Origin of the sequence: Lysinibacillus sp. NPDC056185 (assembly GCF_047737915.1) — a bacterium.
In the GTDB taxonomy this organism is placed as follows: Bacteria; Bacillota; Bacilli; order Bacillales_A; family Planococcaceae; genus Lysinibacillus.
This window is the reverse complement of the sequence record NZ_JBLLLQ010000032.1, coordinates 17,589-32,822: the sequence shown is the minus strand read 5'-3', so window position 1 is coordinate 32,822 and position 15,234 is coordinate 17,589. Positions and strand designations below refer to the sequence as shown.

General features: G+C 35.1%; 13 protein-coding genes, 2 pseudogenes and 1 other annotated feature. Of the genes and pseudogenes, 4 read left to right on the top strand and 11 right to left on the bottom strand.

All coding sequences use genetic code 11. The features are described 5' to 3' along the window. Nucleotides 1–11 precede the first annotated feature (11 nt). Entirely contained in the window at nucleotides 12–218 is a 207-nt protein-coding gene (locus ACMZ42_RS22465) for a hypothetical protein (protein WP_415732837.1), read from the bottom strand. 950 nt (nucleotides 219–1,168) lie between these two features. On the opposite strand from ACMZ42_RS22465, the gene ACMZ42_RS22460 reads away from it, so the two are divergent. Beyond that, on the top strand, nucleotides 1,169–1,450 hold the full coding sequence (locus ACMZ42_RS22460) for a type II CAAX prenyl endopeptidase Rce1 family protein (protein ID WP_415732851.1): 282 nt from the start codon (nucleotides 1,169–1,171) through the stop codon (nucleotides 1,448–1,450). 450 nt (nucleotides 1,451–1,900) lie between these two features. Further along, the gene (locus ACMZ42_RS22455; protein ID WP_415732836.1) at nucleotides 1,901–2,329 is read left to right on the top strand and encodes a HEAT repeat domain-containing protein; all 429 of its coding nucleotides are present in this window, start codon (nucleotides 1,901–1,903) and stop codon (nucleotides 2,327–2,329) included. A gap of 256 nt (nucleotides 2,330–2,585) precedes the next feature. Here ACMZ42_RS22455 and ACMZ42_RS22450 read toward each other — a convergent pair. The 7 genes and pseudogenes from ACMZ42_RS22450 to ACMZ42_RS22420 form a co-directional block, all read right to left on the bottom strand. Continuing rightward, nucleotides 2,586–3,064: pseudogene (locus tag ACMZ42_RS22450) on the bottom strand (CcdC family protein). A 249-nt stretch (nucleotides 3,065–3,313) separates the two neighbouring features. After that, entirely contained in the window at nucleotides 3,314–3,805 is a 492-nt protein-coding gene (locus ACMZ42_RS22445; RefSeq protein WP_415732835.1) for a DinB family protein, read from the bottom strand. A 730-nt stretch (nucleotides 3,806–4,535) separates the two neighbouring features. After that, nucleotides 4,536–5,009: a GNAT family N-acetyltransferase gene (locus ACMZ42_RS22440; protein WP_415732834.1), complete on the bottom strand. Its 474-nt coding sequence runs from the start codon at nucleotides 5,007–5,009 to the stop codon at nucleotides 4,536–4,538. 162 nt (nucleotides 5,010–5,171) lie between these two features. Next, nucleotides 5,172–5,687, bottom strand: coding sequence for a hypothetical protein (locus ACMZ42_RS22435; protein WP_415732833.1), 516 nt, complete (start codon nucleotides 5,685–5,687; stop codon nucleotides 5,172–5,174). A gap of 313 nt (nucleotides 5,688–6,000) precedes the next feature. Then, nucleotides 6,001–6,118 (bottom strand): annotated as a pseudogene (locus ACMZ42_RS22430) (SMI1/KNR4 family protein); the annotation flags it as partial. Between the two features lie 3 nt (nucleotides 6,119–6,121). Further along, on the bottom strand, nucleotides 6,122–8,101 hold the full coding sequence (locus tag ACMZ42_RS22425) for a prolyl oligopeptidase family serine peptidase (protein WP_415732832.1): 1,980 nt from the start codon (nucleotides 8,099–8,101) through the stop codon (nucleotides 6,122–6,124). 3 nt (nucleotides 8,102–8,104) lie between these two features. After that, the gene (locus ACMZ42_RS22420) at nucleotides 8,105–8,578 is read right to left on the bottom strand and encodes a DinB family protein (protein ID WP_415732831.1); all 474 of its coding nucleotides are present in this window, start codon (nucleotides 8,576–8,578) and stop codon (nucleotides 8,105–8,107) included. Between the two features lie 296 nt (nucleotides 8,579–8,874). Here ACMZ42_RS22420 and ACMZ42_RS22415 point away from each other — a divergent pair, with 296 nt between their 5' ends. Further along, nucleotides 8,875–8,997 (top strand): hypothetical protein, encoded by a 123-nt coding sequence (locus tag ACMZ42_RS22415; RefSeq protein ID WP_370083565.1) that lies wholly within the window; start codon nucleotides 8,875–8,877, stop codon nucleotides 8,995–8,997. Between the two features lie 195 nt (nucleotides 8,998–9,192). Further along, the gene (locus ACMZ42_RS22410) at nucleotides 9,193–10,146 is read left to right on the top strand and encodes a hypothetical protein (protein WP_370083567.1); all 954 of its coding nucleotides are present in this window, start codon (nucleotides 9,193–9,195) and stop codon (nucleotides 10,144–10,146) included. A 76-nt stretch (nucleotides 10,147–10,222) separates the two neighbouring features. Here the strand turns inward: ACMZ42_RS22410 and ACMZ42_RS22405 are convergent, their stop codons facing one another. The 3 genes from ACMZ42_RS22405 to ACMZ42_RS22395 form a co-directional block, all read right to left on the bottom strand. Next, nucleotides 10,223–10,363, bottom strand: a complete 141-nt coding sequence (locus tag ACMZ42_RS22405) for a hypothetical protein (RefSeq protein WP_415732830.1) — start codon at nucleotides 10,361–10,363, stop codon at nucleotides 10,223–10,225. A gap of 536 nt (nucleotides 10,364–10,899) precedes the next feature. After that, nucleotides 10,900–13,989 carry an isoleucine--tRNA ligase gene (gene ileS, locus ACMZ42_RS22400; protein ID WP_415732829.1) on the bottom strand — a complete coding sequence of 1,030 codons (3,090 nt, stop codon included), beginning with the start codon at nucleotides 13,987–13,989 and terminating at the stop codon, nucleotides 10,900–10,902. Nucleotides 13,990–14,043: 54 nt separating this feature from the next. Continuing rightward, nucleotides 14,044–14,283 (bottom strand) — a binding site (T-box leader). Between the two features lie 81 nt (nucleotides 14,284–14,364). Then, entirely contained in the window at nucleotides 14,365–15,216 is an 852-nt protein-coding gene (locus ACMZ42_RS22395; RefSeq protein ID WP_415732828.1) for a DUF2785 domain-containing protein, read from the bottom strand. Nucleotides 15,217–15,234 lie beyond the last annotated feature (18 nt).

Here is a 15,234-nt window from a genome sequence, read left to right as displayed (position 1 = left end):
TTCTCCTCCTTTTATTTTGATATCAGAAGTTCTGTCATAGGCAGAAGGCGTGAATCTTCGATTGCTGCAGTCCGATGCCCGATACCGGCCATGTAGTCTTGATGACTTGAAAAGGCAAGAAACGACTGCGCGCTGCTCTGGCGGATCATCATAACAAGATCCCATCTTTCGTCTTCGGGTCCGATAAGAAACTCACCGCCATCGCCAAAAAATATCACTTCACCTCCGCTTTCACGGAGAAATGGGAGGGTGTGCTCAATATAGCAGTTGAAAGCTTCGGCACCACTGACTGGGACCTCCGGTGTTAGTTCAGGATGGGCTGTGTCACGAAAACGCAGCATGAAGCTAATTGATACGGTATCAGGTGCCTAGTCATCGATGAAGTGGTAAAAACGATCCAAATCACCAGTATATAGTTCTCGCAGAGCTTCTTCGGATTGATGGAAGTTCCCTGCCATAGCTGTCATTACAAACGAATAGTAAACGTTTCAAATCCACCGAACTAATACAAACATTATAATACTATGTTTATCAAAAAACAAACATTTTTAATTTACGTTTGTTTTTTATTCAAAAACAATGTGTATAATGTTTGTTCAACTAAACTGCATCGTTAGTTCAATAAAAAAAGAGCTGCATATGCAACTCAATGTTTTTTGCGGTCTTCAATACCTTGGTTATAAATGTTCAATATTGTAGCAAGATCAATTTTGTGCTCTCTATCCTTTCAACTATTTATTCTTCTGCTTTGCAACTTGCATACCGCCGATGATAAATATGATAATCCTAATTACTGCCAAAATAATCCGAACTAAGAATGGGCTCAATGAAAACACAGTTTCACCTTGCAAGTGCAATCCGAACAACCTTTCATTCAGCCCCACAATCGCTAATAATGGCTTAAGAAACAGACTCAGCGCTAAAAATACTATACCTCAAATAATATTGCTTTTCGTTGATTCAAAACCTCTTTTCCAATTAAGTTAAATGAAAATTAGTTCACAAAAAAAACTACTATCATTGCCTTTCTAGAATTTTATCCGATATTGTCAATGTTTGCTTGATATTATCCAACAGGTCCACAATTCTCTGTAATAAAAAAGTGTCCACCATCTACCGTATGAAAAGTCGCTGCGTAGATAACCGTTATTCTTTTATCTTGTGGTAACTGTTTGCCCGTAGCAAGGACAAAGAGACTATCGCGGTATGGATATTTGTTGTTGTTAACAGTGTATCAGCACTTTTGTTTGCGGCAGGGCATATTCCGGCAACAGTTGCGATGTTTGGTGGTCTAAACACGCTTGTTCTGGTACGTTGCTTTCTACTTAACGGTATTTCAGGAATGGTTTTTGGTTGGCTGTATCAGAAGCTTGGATTACAATATGCGATGATGGCACACGCTTTAGGTCATGCTTTTCACCATGTTATTTTTGTATATTTCCTGCTTTAGTAGTGATAAATAGTCAATACAAGGCATCATGCCATGCACAGTGATAGCTTGAGTTCTTACATAAGAAATATTGAAGAGAGAAATAAATTTCATTCGTTCGTGAATATAACATGCACATAGAATAAATAGAATAAGTCAGAAAAAAGCGATATTCTCCCTGTATATTTTTACAGAGAGAATATCGTTTTTTCGTTTTGAGGAACAATTAGTGCTCCTTTAGTTTAATTAGAAAAAGGCTCTACTCCTTATTGAAGTAAAACCCCCGAAAAGCAAATCTAATAAAGAATAGTACATACTTATGATACGGTTCACCTTAATGTAGTTAGTTTCCATTTTCTATATATATATCCTTACCAGCTATTCATAGCTATTTTCACCCAGACAACGTATAATAAGAGAAGCAGAAGAAGAATTCATTTTTCCTCTAGTTAAAAAAAGAGGTGCAATTACTTGAAACAGTTTGAAACAGCATTACCTGAGCAGTATGAAACATTAAAAAAACAGGCCAATTATACGTCTAGCTGGCGAGAGCGTTTAGACGCAGTCGAAATGTTATCGGCTTATCAACATGACAAAATCATAGATTTATTAAAAAATCGTATGCAGCATGATACTGTCAACAAGGTGCAATTAGCAGCCTATGAAGCACTCGTGGCGTTTGGTGAGGACGTAGAGAAGCCATCACCTGCACGTTTTGATATTATCAAAGGCACAGACAAAATTTTCCTGCGGGTGAAAAAGAGCTTGCCGAAGGACCATACAGTGGCAGACTTTGCAGATAAACTAAAACGTATGCGTTTAGATGTCTTTGATGCGTATGAAGGCGACAAAGGTGTAGAATTTATGAACTGGTTAGAGGAACGTTGGGCAAAACTATAATCAGTAGTTTTGCGATTTATGAAGGAAAGTCATTCTCTCCACTTGTGGAGGGAATGGCTTTTTCTTATCTTACGCTGCGGTTCATCGAAAACTAATATTAAATTGTATTACTTCTTTTCTTTGATCATCCGTCTTTATTGTTTAATGATAAAACAAACACCTTATTAAACTAACCTGCTTCGTTAGTTTAAGAGCATTTATTCACAAACTTATACTCCTTGTTTCATTTTGGAGAGTGTTAGAGAAATACAAAGTTCTAAAAACTAACTGTATTTTTTAGTTTAAGAACCTTTTTATACTTTATATAGCAAGCTATTCTCCAAGGAATTAAATAACAAGTAGCAAGTAAGAAAATTAGCACTTTGAGTGTACCTGGTTCGATAGTAGAAATATGTTGTCGAAAATAATAACGTAAAGCAATCATAATGGCGAAAGTAATTATAAAAGCAGGACTTTTCTTAGCATAATTAAACCATCATTTCGTATTTCATAATCTGACCATAAAATAAGAGGAATAGAAAAACCCACTCCTAAAAAAATTGCTATAGATAATTGAAGGTATGTGACGTGCACAGAAGCGTTTAGAAAAAATGAAAATCCTGGTGTTAAAAATAGAAGGGGAAGAATTAATCGCCCTCCTCTGCCTTTGGTTGGTTTGTACATAGAACGGATTCTGCGAACTAAAATGAACAATCCAATAATAATGATAAATGCTATTTTGAACAAGCAATACATAGCGTATGCGTTGGAACTCAATATGTTAAAAAATATGCAAGTGAAGTGATTTCTAAAGAGGATGTAGCAAATAGAATTAGAAATTTTTTGAGGCAGGATGAACAACAATCGGGCGCTATTATGGGTTAATAAAAAATCCCAATTTCTCAATTTGAATACTAGGAAATCGGGATTTTATTTGATGTAACAGTTCGATCTGCTTTTAAATCGCTTTGTTGTGTGCAATATTCAAGCAATTTTAATCATCGTTTATAAATTTGAGCGCTTAGCTGGCCATGAACCTTGTAGTTTACGAAGTTGTACAATTTGTCCTGTATGATAAGCGTCATGCAAAAGGATATTTAGATATTGTTGCCAAACTGGAAGAGAAGGACTAGGTTGATCCAATACTGCTTCTTGAAAGGATGTTAATGAAGATTTTAAGGCATCATGTACGTGAAGCGTTCGCTTCACTGTTTCTTGCCAAGCATCTTCATCATTAGCTTCACCTTGGATAAACGTTTCATCATTATTTTGCGGAGCAACAAATGTGTCATCTTTATATAAGCGAGAAAGTAAGCGCTCTTTAAAGGTTAGTAAATGGTTTGCATTTTCCCAAATCGTATTAGCGGCCTTTCCTTCTGGTTGCCAACATGCTTGTGCAGCAGTGAGATTCTTTAATGCTTCTGATAACGGTGGGTACCATTCTTCTTCGTAAAAAACTTGATTGACTCCATTTTGCAAGAGTTCTTTTTTACTCATTTGGATCGCCTCCTTTTTTGTAACTCTCTAAACATTACTTACTATTAATTTATCAAATTTTTCGAAAATAGTACATAGGAGTGAAAATATACATGGTCTTTATATTTGTGTAGCCTGAACTTTAATTAACGATCTTCCACAATCGGGCGTATTTCTTTAATAAAGAGATGCGTATTTTTAATTAAAGTGCCATATTCTTGAATAATCGATTAGACTGTATAGCAACTTGCGCCGTTAGTAAAACGTATCGATCAAGTACCCCCTTGTTACCAAGCAATGGTTATTAAGTCAGGTTCAACGAATTCTATTACAAATTTAGGTGATGGGCAAAATACATACTGTTGATAGGCATCTTCTGCTGCTAAATGAATAATATTTTCAATAATCCCAGAAGTCTAGACTTACCCATTCAATTATGGGGATGCTCGCTATAAATTCAGTTTTCATTTTTTCCTTTTCTTCAACATCTAACATCCTAATACTTTCTTTAGTTGAGAACGGCTCCAACATCCAATCTAATTGCATCTGTAATTCATTATTTCTTTCTCTTTTTACTTTTGCAAGAGAAACTCTAATCTTATTTTCCGATCATTCGTGTCCATTGTCCACCTTCTCTTCTTACTTTTTCCTGCAATGATAACTGACTTTTTCTGTTTTACATCCGTTTAAAGAAAAAAGAGCTGCCTTCGCAACTCAATGATCTTTAATTAATGCAATAAGAAACTAGAATTTAATCTAATTTTTTTACAAATAAAACTCTGTCTTGATTTGGTCCGTCATATTCTGTATTTATTGACAGATCATCAACACTTCTATCTCCATCTTCAATTTCAAAACCCATCTTGGTATGATAGGCAATCGAAACTTTGTTGACAGGTGACGTTACACATCGAACAATACTTCGATTATTTTGCTTTACCACATTAAAAAATTCATTGTATAAATGGTTTCCAATATTATGCTTTCTGTATTCAGGATGAACTCCAACGAAATGAATATACGCCTCATTTGCATGAGTTTGAGAAAGGAAACCTATTAGAAAACCCACAAATTTACCATCTTTTTCTGCAATGAAACTTGTTTGTGTAAAATGGTCGAAGAATAACTTTGGTAACATATCAGACATATTCCTACCACCCCACCACTCATTGATTAGAGGTGAAATTACATAGTAGTCTGAACCTTTAACTGAACGAATTTCCATCTTAATCTCCTTTTGTAAAAATCTATTTAAACTAATATTAACATTAAAGCAAACTATATATTATTCTTTATGCAACTAACCTACTTAGCACAAGAAACTATTGCTCTAATTGAACAATTTCGCCCCGTTAGTGCACCCCATTAACAAAATATCAAGTAAATGTTAATTTAATGGGTATTTAATTTTTCCGTTTAATTTCTCTACTTGATTTATAAAGGAATCCATATTTGTACTTATAGTAATATTTAATCCTAATCCTACTTCACGGAGTGTTTCCCGCAACTCTTCAAAATTCTTTTTATCCTCTTCGGTTAAATCAACAAATCTATATAATTCATCTTTAGGATATTGATTTAATTTAGAATAAAAATGTTCAAGAATGTCGTTGTCACTTTTAGAAAGCGTTCCTAATTGCTTTCCAGTAGTCATACCAAGCCAAATTCCATTCAATACATCTCCTAATTTAGTTGTAACCAAATTGGGTTCGGACCAGTTATCATCAATCTGATTTTCTATCAAACCTTCCAATTCTACTAAATTACGCTGTACTTCCGTAACGAAAACTTGCTCTTTAACAAAATTCATTTTTATAATTCCCCAAGCTACAATTGCGATAAGAAATATGTTCAAACCTATTGAAATTCGAAATAGCACTTTTTTCCTTTTACTCAACTTCATTCTCCCCTTCCAACAAATTTTACCATAAATATCCTTTGTGGTTATTGAAGTATTTACGCCGTTAGTTGACTAAGAAAAAGATGGAATCTTTACGGAATCCAATCTTGAAGTAAAGCCCCGTTAGCTTAAAAAGGGGTAGCGCAACAAACGTGAATTTCGTACGCTAAGCAAATTTTTATAGAAAAAGCCGATTTCCTCTATGTTTAGAGATAATCGGCTTTGTAAATCAAAGCAGTAAAACAATATGAAACTTTATGAACCTTATAAATATATATCATTACTTAAATTACGATTCTTAGTATTCTATAATCAATTAATCCTCATCATAACAATTAATCTACTGATTCTTGTAAAGAATCTAATAGATAATCGCTGAAGTTTTCATAAGTAATGGCATACAGTTCCTTTGAAAAACGACTCCAAAACGCCATCGTTCATTTGATTGGTATTCTAAAGTCTTTCAAACTTTCTCCAAGAATATGGTGTGAAAACCACATCAAATTTTGCTTCATAATAGCCACATTAATTCCAGGCTGGTCAGAACTATATGCCATTCCTTTAAAAATAATTAATTCTGTATCAACTTCCATATCCCTTAATCCTTGATATAGTTCATATGCATTTGGAGTTGGAATTCTTGCATCCTTTTCGCCATGTTGGATTAAAGTCGGGGTACAGGCGGATTTAATATATGTCATTGGTGATGTTTTAGTATAGATTTCTGGATCGTTCCATGGATCATTTCCTAAATACATCTTAATAAAGTAAGGTATATCTGTATTTACATAATGGCTACTCCAATTTGTAATTCCACCTCCAACTGAAATGGCTTTAAATCTACTACTAAATGTAGAACAGAAAGCTGATATATATCCCCCGTTGCTCCATCCCATAACCCCTACTCTCTCTTTATCTGCAATTCCTTTGTCAACTAGTGTATCCACTCCAGATATAACATCATCGTAGTCAGCAATTCCCAGTTTTCTGTAGTTTGCTGTTAGAAATTTATTGCCATAACCAGAGCTTCCCCTGTAGTTTGGTTCTAAAACGATAAAGCCTTTTTCGATAAACTGTTCAATAGGATATTTCTCATTAAAACAGTCTGAAAATATTGGAAAGGATGCCCAAGCCGGTCCACCATGGATTACTACTAATAAGGGATATTTTTTATTTGCGTCAAACTCTACTGGGGTTGATAAAACTCCCTCTATTTCAAGACCATCACTACTTTGCCATGAGATTATTTCCCTGTTACTTTTAAGCTTTCCTTTAAAATAGCTATTTTCATTCGTTATTTTTTTATCGTCTAAATAGATTTCAAAGGTTTCATTTGTTATCGCCTTATTATAGGATATATGATTTCCATCACTTGTTATAGAAGCCTCCATTATAAAGCTATCTACTTTTTCGCTTAACATTTCCACAGTGCCATTCTCAGATAGCAACCCAATAAGATAATTAGTTTTATTCTGCCATCGAATTAAAATTCCTTTAGCTGTCCACCGTAATGGCATAACCGTACTATCAAAATCTGTTAAAGGTTGAAATAGCTCTCCACTATTAATATCATAAACCTCTAGCGTACTGTCTTGTATATGGGTCTTATAATAATCCTTCTCCCTTATGCTTGCTAAGTAACATATTTTGCTACCTTCAGGGGAGAAGCAAACACTCCCTCCCAGCAACTTATCTATATTTATCTTTTGTAGCTCTCCAGCTTTAATATCTAGTAAGTATAGATCTCCTTTAATAAAATCTCCCATATTCGGACTTGGTGTAGCCATAAATACAACCTTTTTCCCATCATTTGAAATATCAAATTCATGGATATGAAAATCCTTACCATCCGTTAGTTGATAAACAACGCTATTTCCGTGTTCACCTTTATCATTTTGGATCTCTTTTTCTATTTCAATGTAATATAAACAACTATTTTGATATTCCTTACCTATATGATGGAAATCTCCATATAGTTCCTTACGTTTCTTTATCGTCTCAGATTCTTTTGACTGTGCAACATAATAAAATCCATTGCCAGTAGGCTCCCATTTGAATTTACTGACCCCTTCTTTCTCATTAGTAATTTGAACCCCACTATGACCATCTATGGACTTAACAAAGATCTGATTTTTCTTATTATCCCCGTCACCAACTGGGCTAAGGTATGCGATAGCTCTAGAATTTGGAGACCATAAAGGGTATGTACTCTCTATATCCCTAGTTGTTAATGGGTAACACTGCCCCTTTTCTTTTTCATATATCCATACATGATTCCTATATGTATTATCTTTCCAGTTAGCTGTCTTCTTTACAAATGCTACGTTTTTGCCATCATCACTTATGTTTGTATCTGATAAGGTTGGTAATGAAATAATCTCTTCTATACTTGGATATGTTTTTTCATTCTTATTCATTAATTAATTAACCCCTCTCGTTAAATCTCTTCCAATAAAGTTAGCAGGTACAGGACTTAGTTCTAATTCTCTTGCCCAAACAGAAAGTTGACCTATGTGGTGAATTTCGTGAGTAACTATATGATGTAATATTTCGTCAACAGTGTATTTATCTTCATCCCAAGAAACACTGACTAACTTTTCTTTTAAATCTCCTACATTTGTTTTAATAAATTCAGCTATTTCATTTCGTAATTTATCTGAAAGTGATTTAACCTTTTCAAGTGTAGGATAATCAGCAAACTGAAATACTACATCTTCTTTGCCTTGAATACCACGAATCCAACTATATTCCACATCAATTATGTGAAAAAGTGTATATAATATATTTCCTACTCCACCCCTGCGGTCTTTTAACAACTCTTCAATTGTCAGTTGATTGCACCAGTCAAACCATTCATCTCTTACCTGCCAGTTGTATTCAAATAATTTAATCATTGTAAGCACTCCAATCTAGCTTATTACAATATATTTCGATATAAATCCAACTATTTCCTTCTTCAACTAACCAGCGCCGTAGTTCGAGTATGATTCTTCACAAATTCTTGATATTCGTAATAAGTAGTAGATTACCTTATTTATTAATTTCCTCTATTGTTCATTAGTTTACTGTAGTATGGGCTACGCTGCGGCTTTTTCCTTTTCAATCGCCATGAACTATTTGAAACCTTTTCCATTTTCATCCGTAAATTAATTACAACAATTTTCCTTTATTATTATTCGGAGGTACTTAAATGAACTCTTTTGCACTTATGGCCTTTTCTTTTGCTTGTTTATCATTCGCCTTTGCTGTCTCAGCTGATGCTAAGATTAAAAAGTTAGAAAAACGTATCGAAGAACTTGAAAGAAATAAGTAATTACTTGAATACATAATGGGATTATAGAGCGATTTAATCGCTCTATTTTTGTTTAATCCTCAAAATGTTCACTATTATTGCTGATACAAAAAAATCTTCGTAAATATACTTGTTTAATTAATAATACCGTAGACTTAATTACCAAAATAAAGGATAATTACCAATATACTTAATAAAAGGAGGTATTAATTTTTCATGTTAAAAAAATTTAGTTTTACAGTTTTACTTTCTGCCATCCTACTACTATTTACATTTTCTATTGGTGCTAGTAAAGCACAAGCAGGTTATGCAGATAACCCTAGTAAACTATACTATGATTTAGCAGACCAAGTTTACAAAGTCGGAAATAAGACAAATGCTGAAATCCAACATGCAATCAATCTTGAACATGGTCCAAATAAATTTAAAGTGATTGATTCGGTAGACATTAACTCTAATCAAAATCATAAGATGGGAGCACCTAGTTACAATTTAGATAGAACTGGCTTTAAAGCAATGACAGTTGTTATTGCCGATCCAAATGGTAGTAAGAAACTATTCATTGCCTTTGCAGGTTCAGAAGATGTTTCAGATTATGCAACAGCAGCATCATCATTATTGAATGGTAGTGTTCCAGGCCAATTACATCAAGCGCACCTCTACCTTAACTATATCTATGATAAATTTGGTTATAAAGACTACCAATGGTATTTTACAGGACATTCTTTAGGTGGATGGTTGGCAGCGAAGTCCTACTTAGACGTTCGTGCTGGAATAACAGTAGTTTCTAACCAAAAGTTTACTCATTATGGTCCTATCAAAAAGGAAAAAATTAGCGGAGTATATACTTTTAATGCTTTACCAGTAGCTAAGTCACAAATGACTGATACTCAATGGACTGCAAACAAAAACCGTACATATCACAGTGATGTAAAAAACCTTTTCGTTGATAATGAATGGTTAAATAGTATACACGATATGCATTCTAGCAAACTATCGTATATCGGTGAAGAAGGTGCAGTGAATAAAAAAATTCCTCATTACACTTCTTTGGATTATTCACCATTAACTCCACTCATAGATATCGTTAACTACTACCGAATTAACAAAAATAAAAATATTGTGGACTATCACAGCATAAAATATCTTTCAAATGACGTGTATCATTAAGTTTTTATTAAAATGTGTATTCATTACTGAATACACATTTTTTTGTCCATTTAGTTTTGCTTAAAATGTACAGTATTTAAATTACGATTTTCTTTTCTAAAGTCCAATATTGTTTAACCGAATCGCTGGCAAAAGCTTTATCTAAGATTGTTTGGATTTTCTGCAAGATTTCATCTGTAACGCATTCATTAGCTCTGTCGTCCCAATCCTCATACATTTCTAGGTACTCATTTTCGATATAATCTGTAATCATTCGATTAGCGTCTGGAGTCCATGTTTGTGATTAATTAATTTCATTCTCCTACTGCACATTTTCTTTCAGATATTCACTCAATATAGTGTTGTAATTTAATACTGCACTTTGATATATCCTCTCTGTTAGTTAAATAACGGAGAGAAAAATTTACAGATACTAAACTTTTATAAATGTACTCGAACTATATCCTTAAACACAAAAAAGCTGAACTAATATCAAAATTAGTTCAACTTAAAAATAGCAAATAAAAATGTTGTACATTGTTTTAAGTGCATTATTTAAACAATTAACTTACTTTTAGTTACCTGAGCGTTCTTTACATCGTTCTGTGCTTTTTTCTGGCGACTCCAAAGCAGTTTCCGGGCTTACCCGATCACTTCTTCTGTCTAGCAGAGCAGTTTTTGGGCTTACCTGATCACTTTTTCTGTCTACCCGAGCAGTTTCCGGGCTTACCTGATCACTCTTCTGTCTTCCAGATTACCTGAGCATTAAAGATTTTACAGCTTAAAATAAACAGTAATTTTTTCATCAAACACTTTTGTCTCTATATATCGTTCGCCATGATCGTCACTCACATAATGAATATCATTTAACAACACATTGGCCTTTAGTAACGCTTCGTGTTGCTGGATGATAGTTGTTGCTTTGGCACTTCCAGCAATCGAAATCGATACATATTGCTCAACAGGGAGTTTCCATTTTTTGCGTGTATCTTGAATTGTGCGAATTAATTCCCTTATTTGCCCTTCCTCAAGTAAGTTTGCTGTCAGATGAACATTCATAAGGACTCGACAAGAAGCATCTTCACTTAAGACGTAATGTTCCTTCACGATAGATTCAGTTAACACATGTGCTTTTAATAATGTTACCTGTTCTCCATCGATCGTTAACGGAACTGAACCTGTTCGCTGTAATACATTTTTCTCCTCATCATTTAAATTCACTACGTAATCTTTTACTTTGTTCACTTTTGCTCCAAATGCTGCACCTGCCGTTTTAAAATTAAGCTTATAATGAACTGTTTCGTAAGCTGAAAAATCATTTGTCCAAACGCATTGTTTTATATTTAGCTCATCTTTCACGAGCTCGCTATATGGTTGATAATCTGGTAACTCGCCGTCAACAGAGACAATGATTTCACTTAACGGCTGCTTTACCTTGATCCCTTGACTATTACGTATGCTACGGCCTAGCTCAACGATTGTTAAAATATTCGCCATCTCTTTTTCAAGCTTAGCATTAACGAGCGATTCATTGTATGTTGGGTAGTTTTGTAAATGAACACTTTTCCCTGATAATTGTCGATATAAATCCTCTGCGATAAATGGAGTGAATGGTGCTAGTAATTGACAAATTGTCGTTAGTAGCTCATACAGCGTACTATAAGCACCTCGTTTATCCTCTGTCAGCCCATTTGCCCAAAATCTTGCTCGTGAACGACGGATATACCAGTTACTTAGCTCTTCCACAAGCTTGCCGATTTCGCGTGTTGCCTGTGTAAATTGATAGTCGTCCATAGATTTTGTCACAAGCTGGATCGTATGATGTAATCGAGATAATATCCAATGATCTAGTTTTGTACGCGTGCCAGTCTTGTTAACGTCGTACTGGAAGCCATCTATTTCTGCATATAGTTGATAAAATTTGAACGTATTATCTAATGTATCGACTAGCTTTGATTTCGCGTCCATCACAATTTTTGTTGAAAAACGTTTAGGATTCCAAGGAGAACTATCAACTAAAAATGCCCATCGTAAAGCATCCGCTCCGTACTGCTCTATCAGTTCAACTGGCTCTAACGCATTTCCTTTACTTTTCGACATCTTCTGTCCATGCTCATCTAAAACATGCCCTAAAGAAAGTACATTTTTATAAGGTGCCTTTCCTGTGAATAAAGTAGAAACCGCTAATAAACTATAGAAAAAGCCTCGTGTTTGATCGATGCCTTCGATGACCACATCCGCCGGAAATTGATTGTTAAAAGTAGTAAGGCCACCGAAAGGATAATGATGCTGCGCAAATGGCATGGATCCACTATCAAACCAAACATCAATCACTTCAGGTGTACGTTCCATGTCACCACTACACTTTGGACAAGTACACACAACCTCGTCAATATACGGCTTGTGAAGCTCAATGTCATCTATAGTACCCTTCGCTAGTTCTTTTAAAGATGCAATACTATTTGGTGCCACTTCATGACCACAATCCTGACAAACCCACACATTTAGCGGTGTACCCCAATAGCGATTACGGCTAATATTCCAGTCCACTAGGTTTTCTAAGAAATTGCCAAATCTACCGTGCTTAATGTTATCAGGATACCATGTAACTTGTTCATTATTTTGTAAAAGTTTATCTTTCATTGTAGACATATTGATAAACCAGCTGTCAGTCGCGTAGTAAAGCAATGGTGAATCACAGCGCCAGCAATGTGGATAGCTATGCTCATATTTTTCCTTATCAAACAATAGCTCCTTTTTAGCGAGCATTTTAATGATTTCGACGTCGCAATCTTTCACAAATTTACCGGCAAGCTCTGGAACCTCTTCTGTATAGCAACCCTTTAAATCAACAACATTGACAAACGATAGCCCATTTTGCTGAACCGTTTTATAATCGTCCTCCCCATATGCTGGCGCGATATGGACGATACCAGTTCCACTATGCTCTGTGACATAATCCGCTAATACAACGACATGCCCCTTATCAACTGTGACATAAGAAAATGGTGGGGTGTACGATACACCTTCAAATTCATGCCCCTCATGTTCACTTAACACTTCCACAGAATCAGCAAAAACTTTATTCACTAGTGATTTTGCTAAGATATAGACTTTATTGTGCTGCTTCACTCGAACATACATGAGCTTAGGATTCATGGCTAATGCAACATTGGCAGGTAATGTCCATGGAGTCGTTGTCCAGCCAAGAAAATATTCATCTTTATCCTTTAGCTTAAACATTGCCGTGACAGATAAATCCTTTACATCTTTATAGCCCTGCGCAACTTCATGAGAGCTTAATGATGTTTGACAACTAGGACAATAAGGTGAAACGCGGTGGCCCTTATACAAAAGCTTCTCCTTGTGCACATGACTTAAAATATTCCAAACAGACTCAATATAATCATTACTTAACGTTAAATATGGGTCATCCATGTCAATCCAATAGCCTAGCTGCTCTGTAAAGGAGCGCCATTTCTTCTCATAGGTAAAGACACTTCCCTTACACTCTTGAATAAATTGTTCGACACCATATTTCTCAATTTCTTGCTTGCCAGAGATACCTAGCTTTTTTTCCACGCCTAACTCTACAGGCAAACCATGTGTATCCCAGCCAGCTTTACGCTCAACTAAATAACCTTGCATCGTTTTATAACGAGCCACGACATCTTTAATTGTTCTGCCAAATGCGTGCCCTACGTGTGGTAAGCCATTCGCTGTTGGAGGACCTTCGTAAAATACAAAAGGCTTATTGTTAGAACGATTCGCAACAGACGCTTGGAACGTTCCTTCTTGTTCCCACAACTGACGAATACGCGTTTCTCTTTCTACAGTCGTTTCTTTCTTCTCATTAGCTTGCATGTAAATTCCTCCTATACTAATTGTATAAAAGGCATACAAAAAACCCCGTCCCAAGTAAGGGACGGGGTTAACCGCGAATACCACCCTAATTCTATTGAATCAACGTTCAATAGCACTTAGCAACGTACAATCATACGTGTTCTTTTTAACGGTAGACACCCGGATTAGCTTACTATGTTCAGCCAATCTTCTCAGAGAGGATCTTCATGTAACACTTGCACACCGACTTCCACCAATATGTCGGCTCTCTGTAGAACAAAATGAAACACTACTTTTTCTCATCAACGAATTTGTATGCTTTTATTGTCACTCATCTTAACAAACTAATTTTTGTCTGTCAATAATTTCAAAGTACTAATATTGGTAGTGTTTTCCTTATAATTCATTGAGACATGCTTCAATGCTTTTATGAAGAGCTGCGAACTTAGGCTTTCCATTTGTTTTAATATAAAAGCTTTTTACAAAGGTTTTGCAGTTAAAAACTAAGATTCTGTGATGCTGTACATCGAGCTGTCCTTTTTTTACTTTTAAAGTAGCAGGTAATTCTTGCAGCAATTTAATGAGCTCTTGCTCCTCTAAACCATGCTCAAGCATTGTGAAAATAGGCACTAAAATCCGTTCATCTTCTTCGTGAATGAAAGCATAATTTTCTTGCAAAATGGCGTTGTATAATGCGCTTACAATTTCACAATAAGAGGCTTTATTTAATTTCGGATTCTTCACCAATTCATCGATTGCATCAGCCATATGGGCAACACTATGAGCCCACCCTTTCACCGGAACGTAGCCTCTTACATCCTTTTCTGCCGCTAAATAAGCTAGTACTTTATCTTTACAATCAGCGATTTTCTGTTGGGATAAAAAATCATCTGCGTTATCTCTAAACAATATTAGGGCAATCAATAGTGACGTAAATGTACGGGTAAAAACTAAATCTGATTCGCTTTCTTCAATACCCTTGTATAATAAATTATTCAAACATTCCTCTAAAAGCTCCGTTAAAAGTGAATGCTCTAGTAAGTTTTTTTCATGAATCAATTCATAAAACGATCCATAAATTAAGTTATCTCGTAATTCACTATCTAATGAACCGATATGTAGCATCATTGATTGTATGAGATCGGTATGATCCTTTTGCTGCCATGTAATAGCTCCACTTTGTAATTCTTTGAGTATTTCTTTTAATTCATCTTCCTTCAATAAGTTTTCATTTAGTAGTATACGCACTGTTTCTCTCCTTTTCAT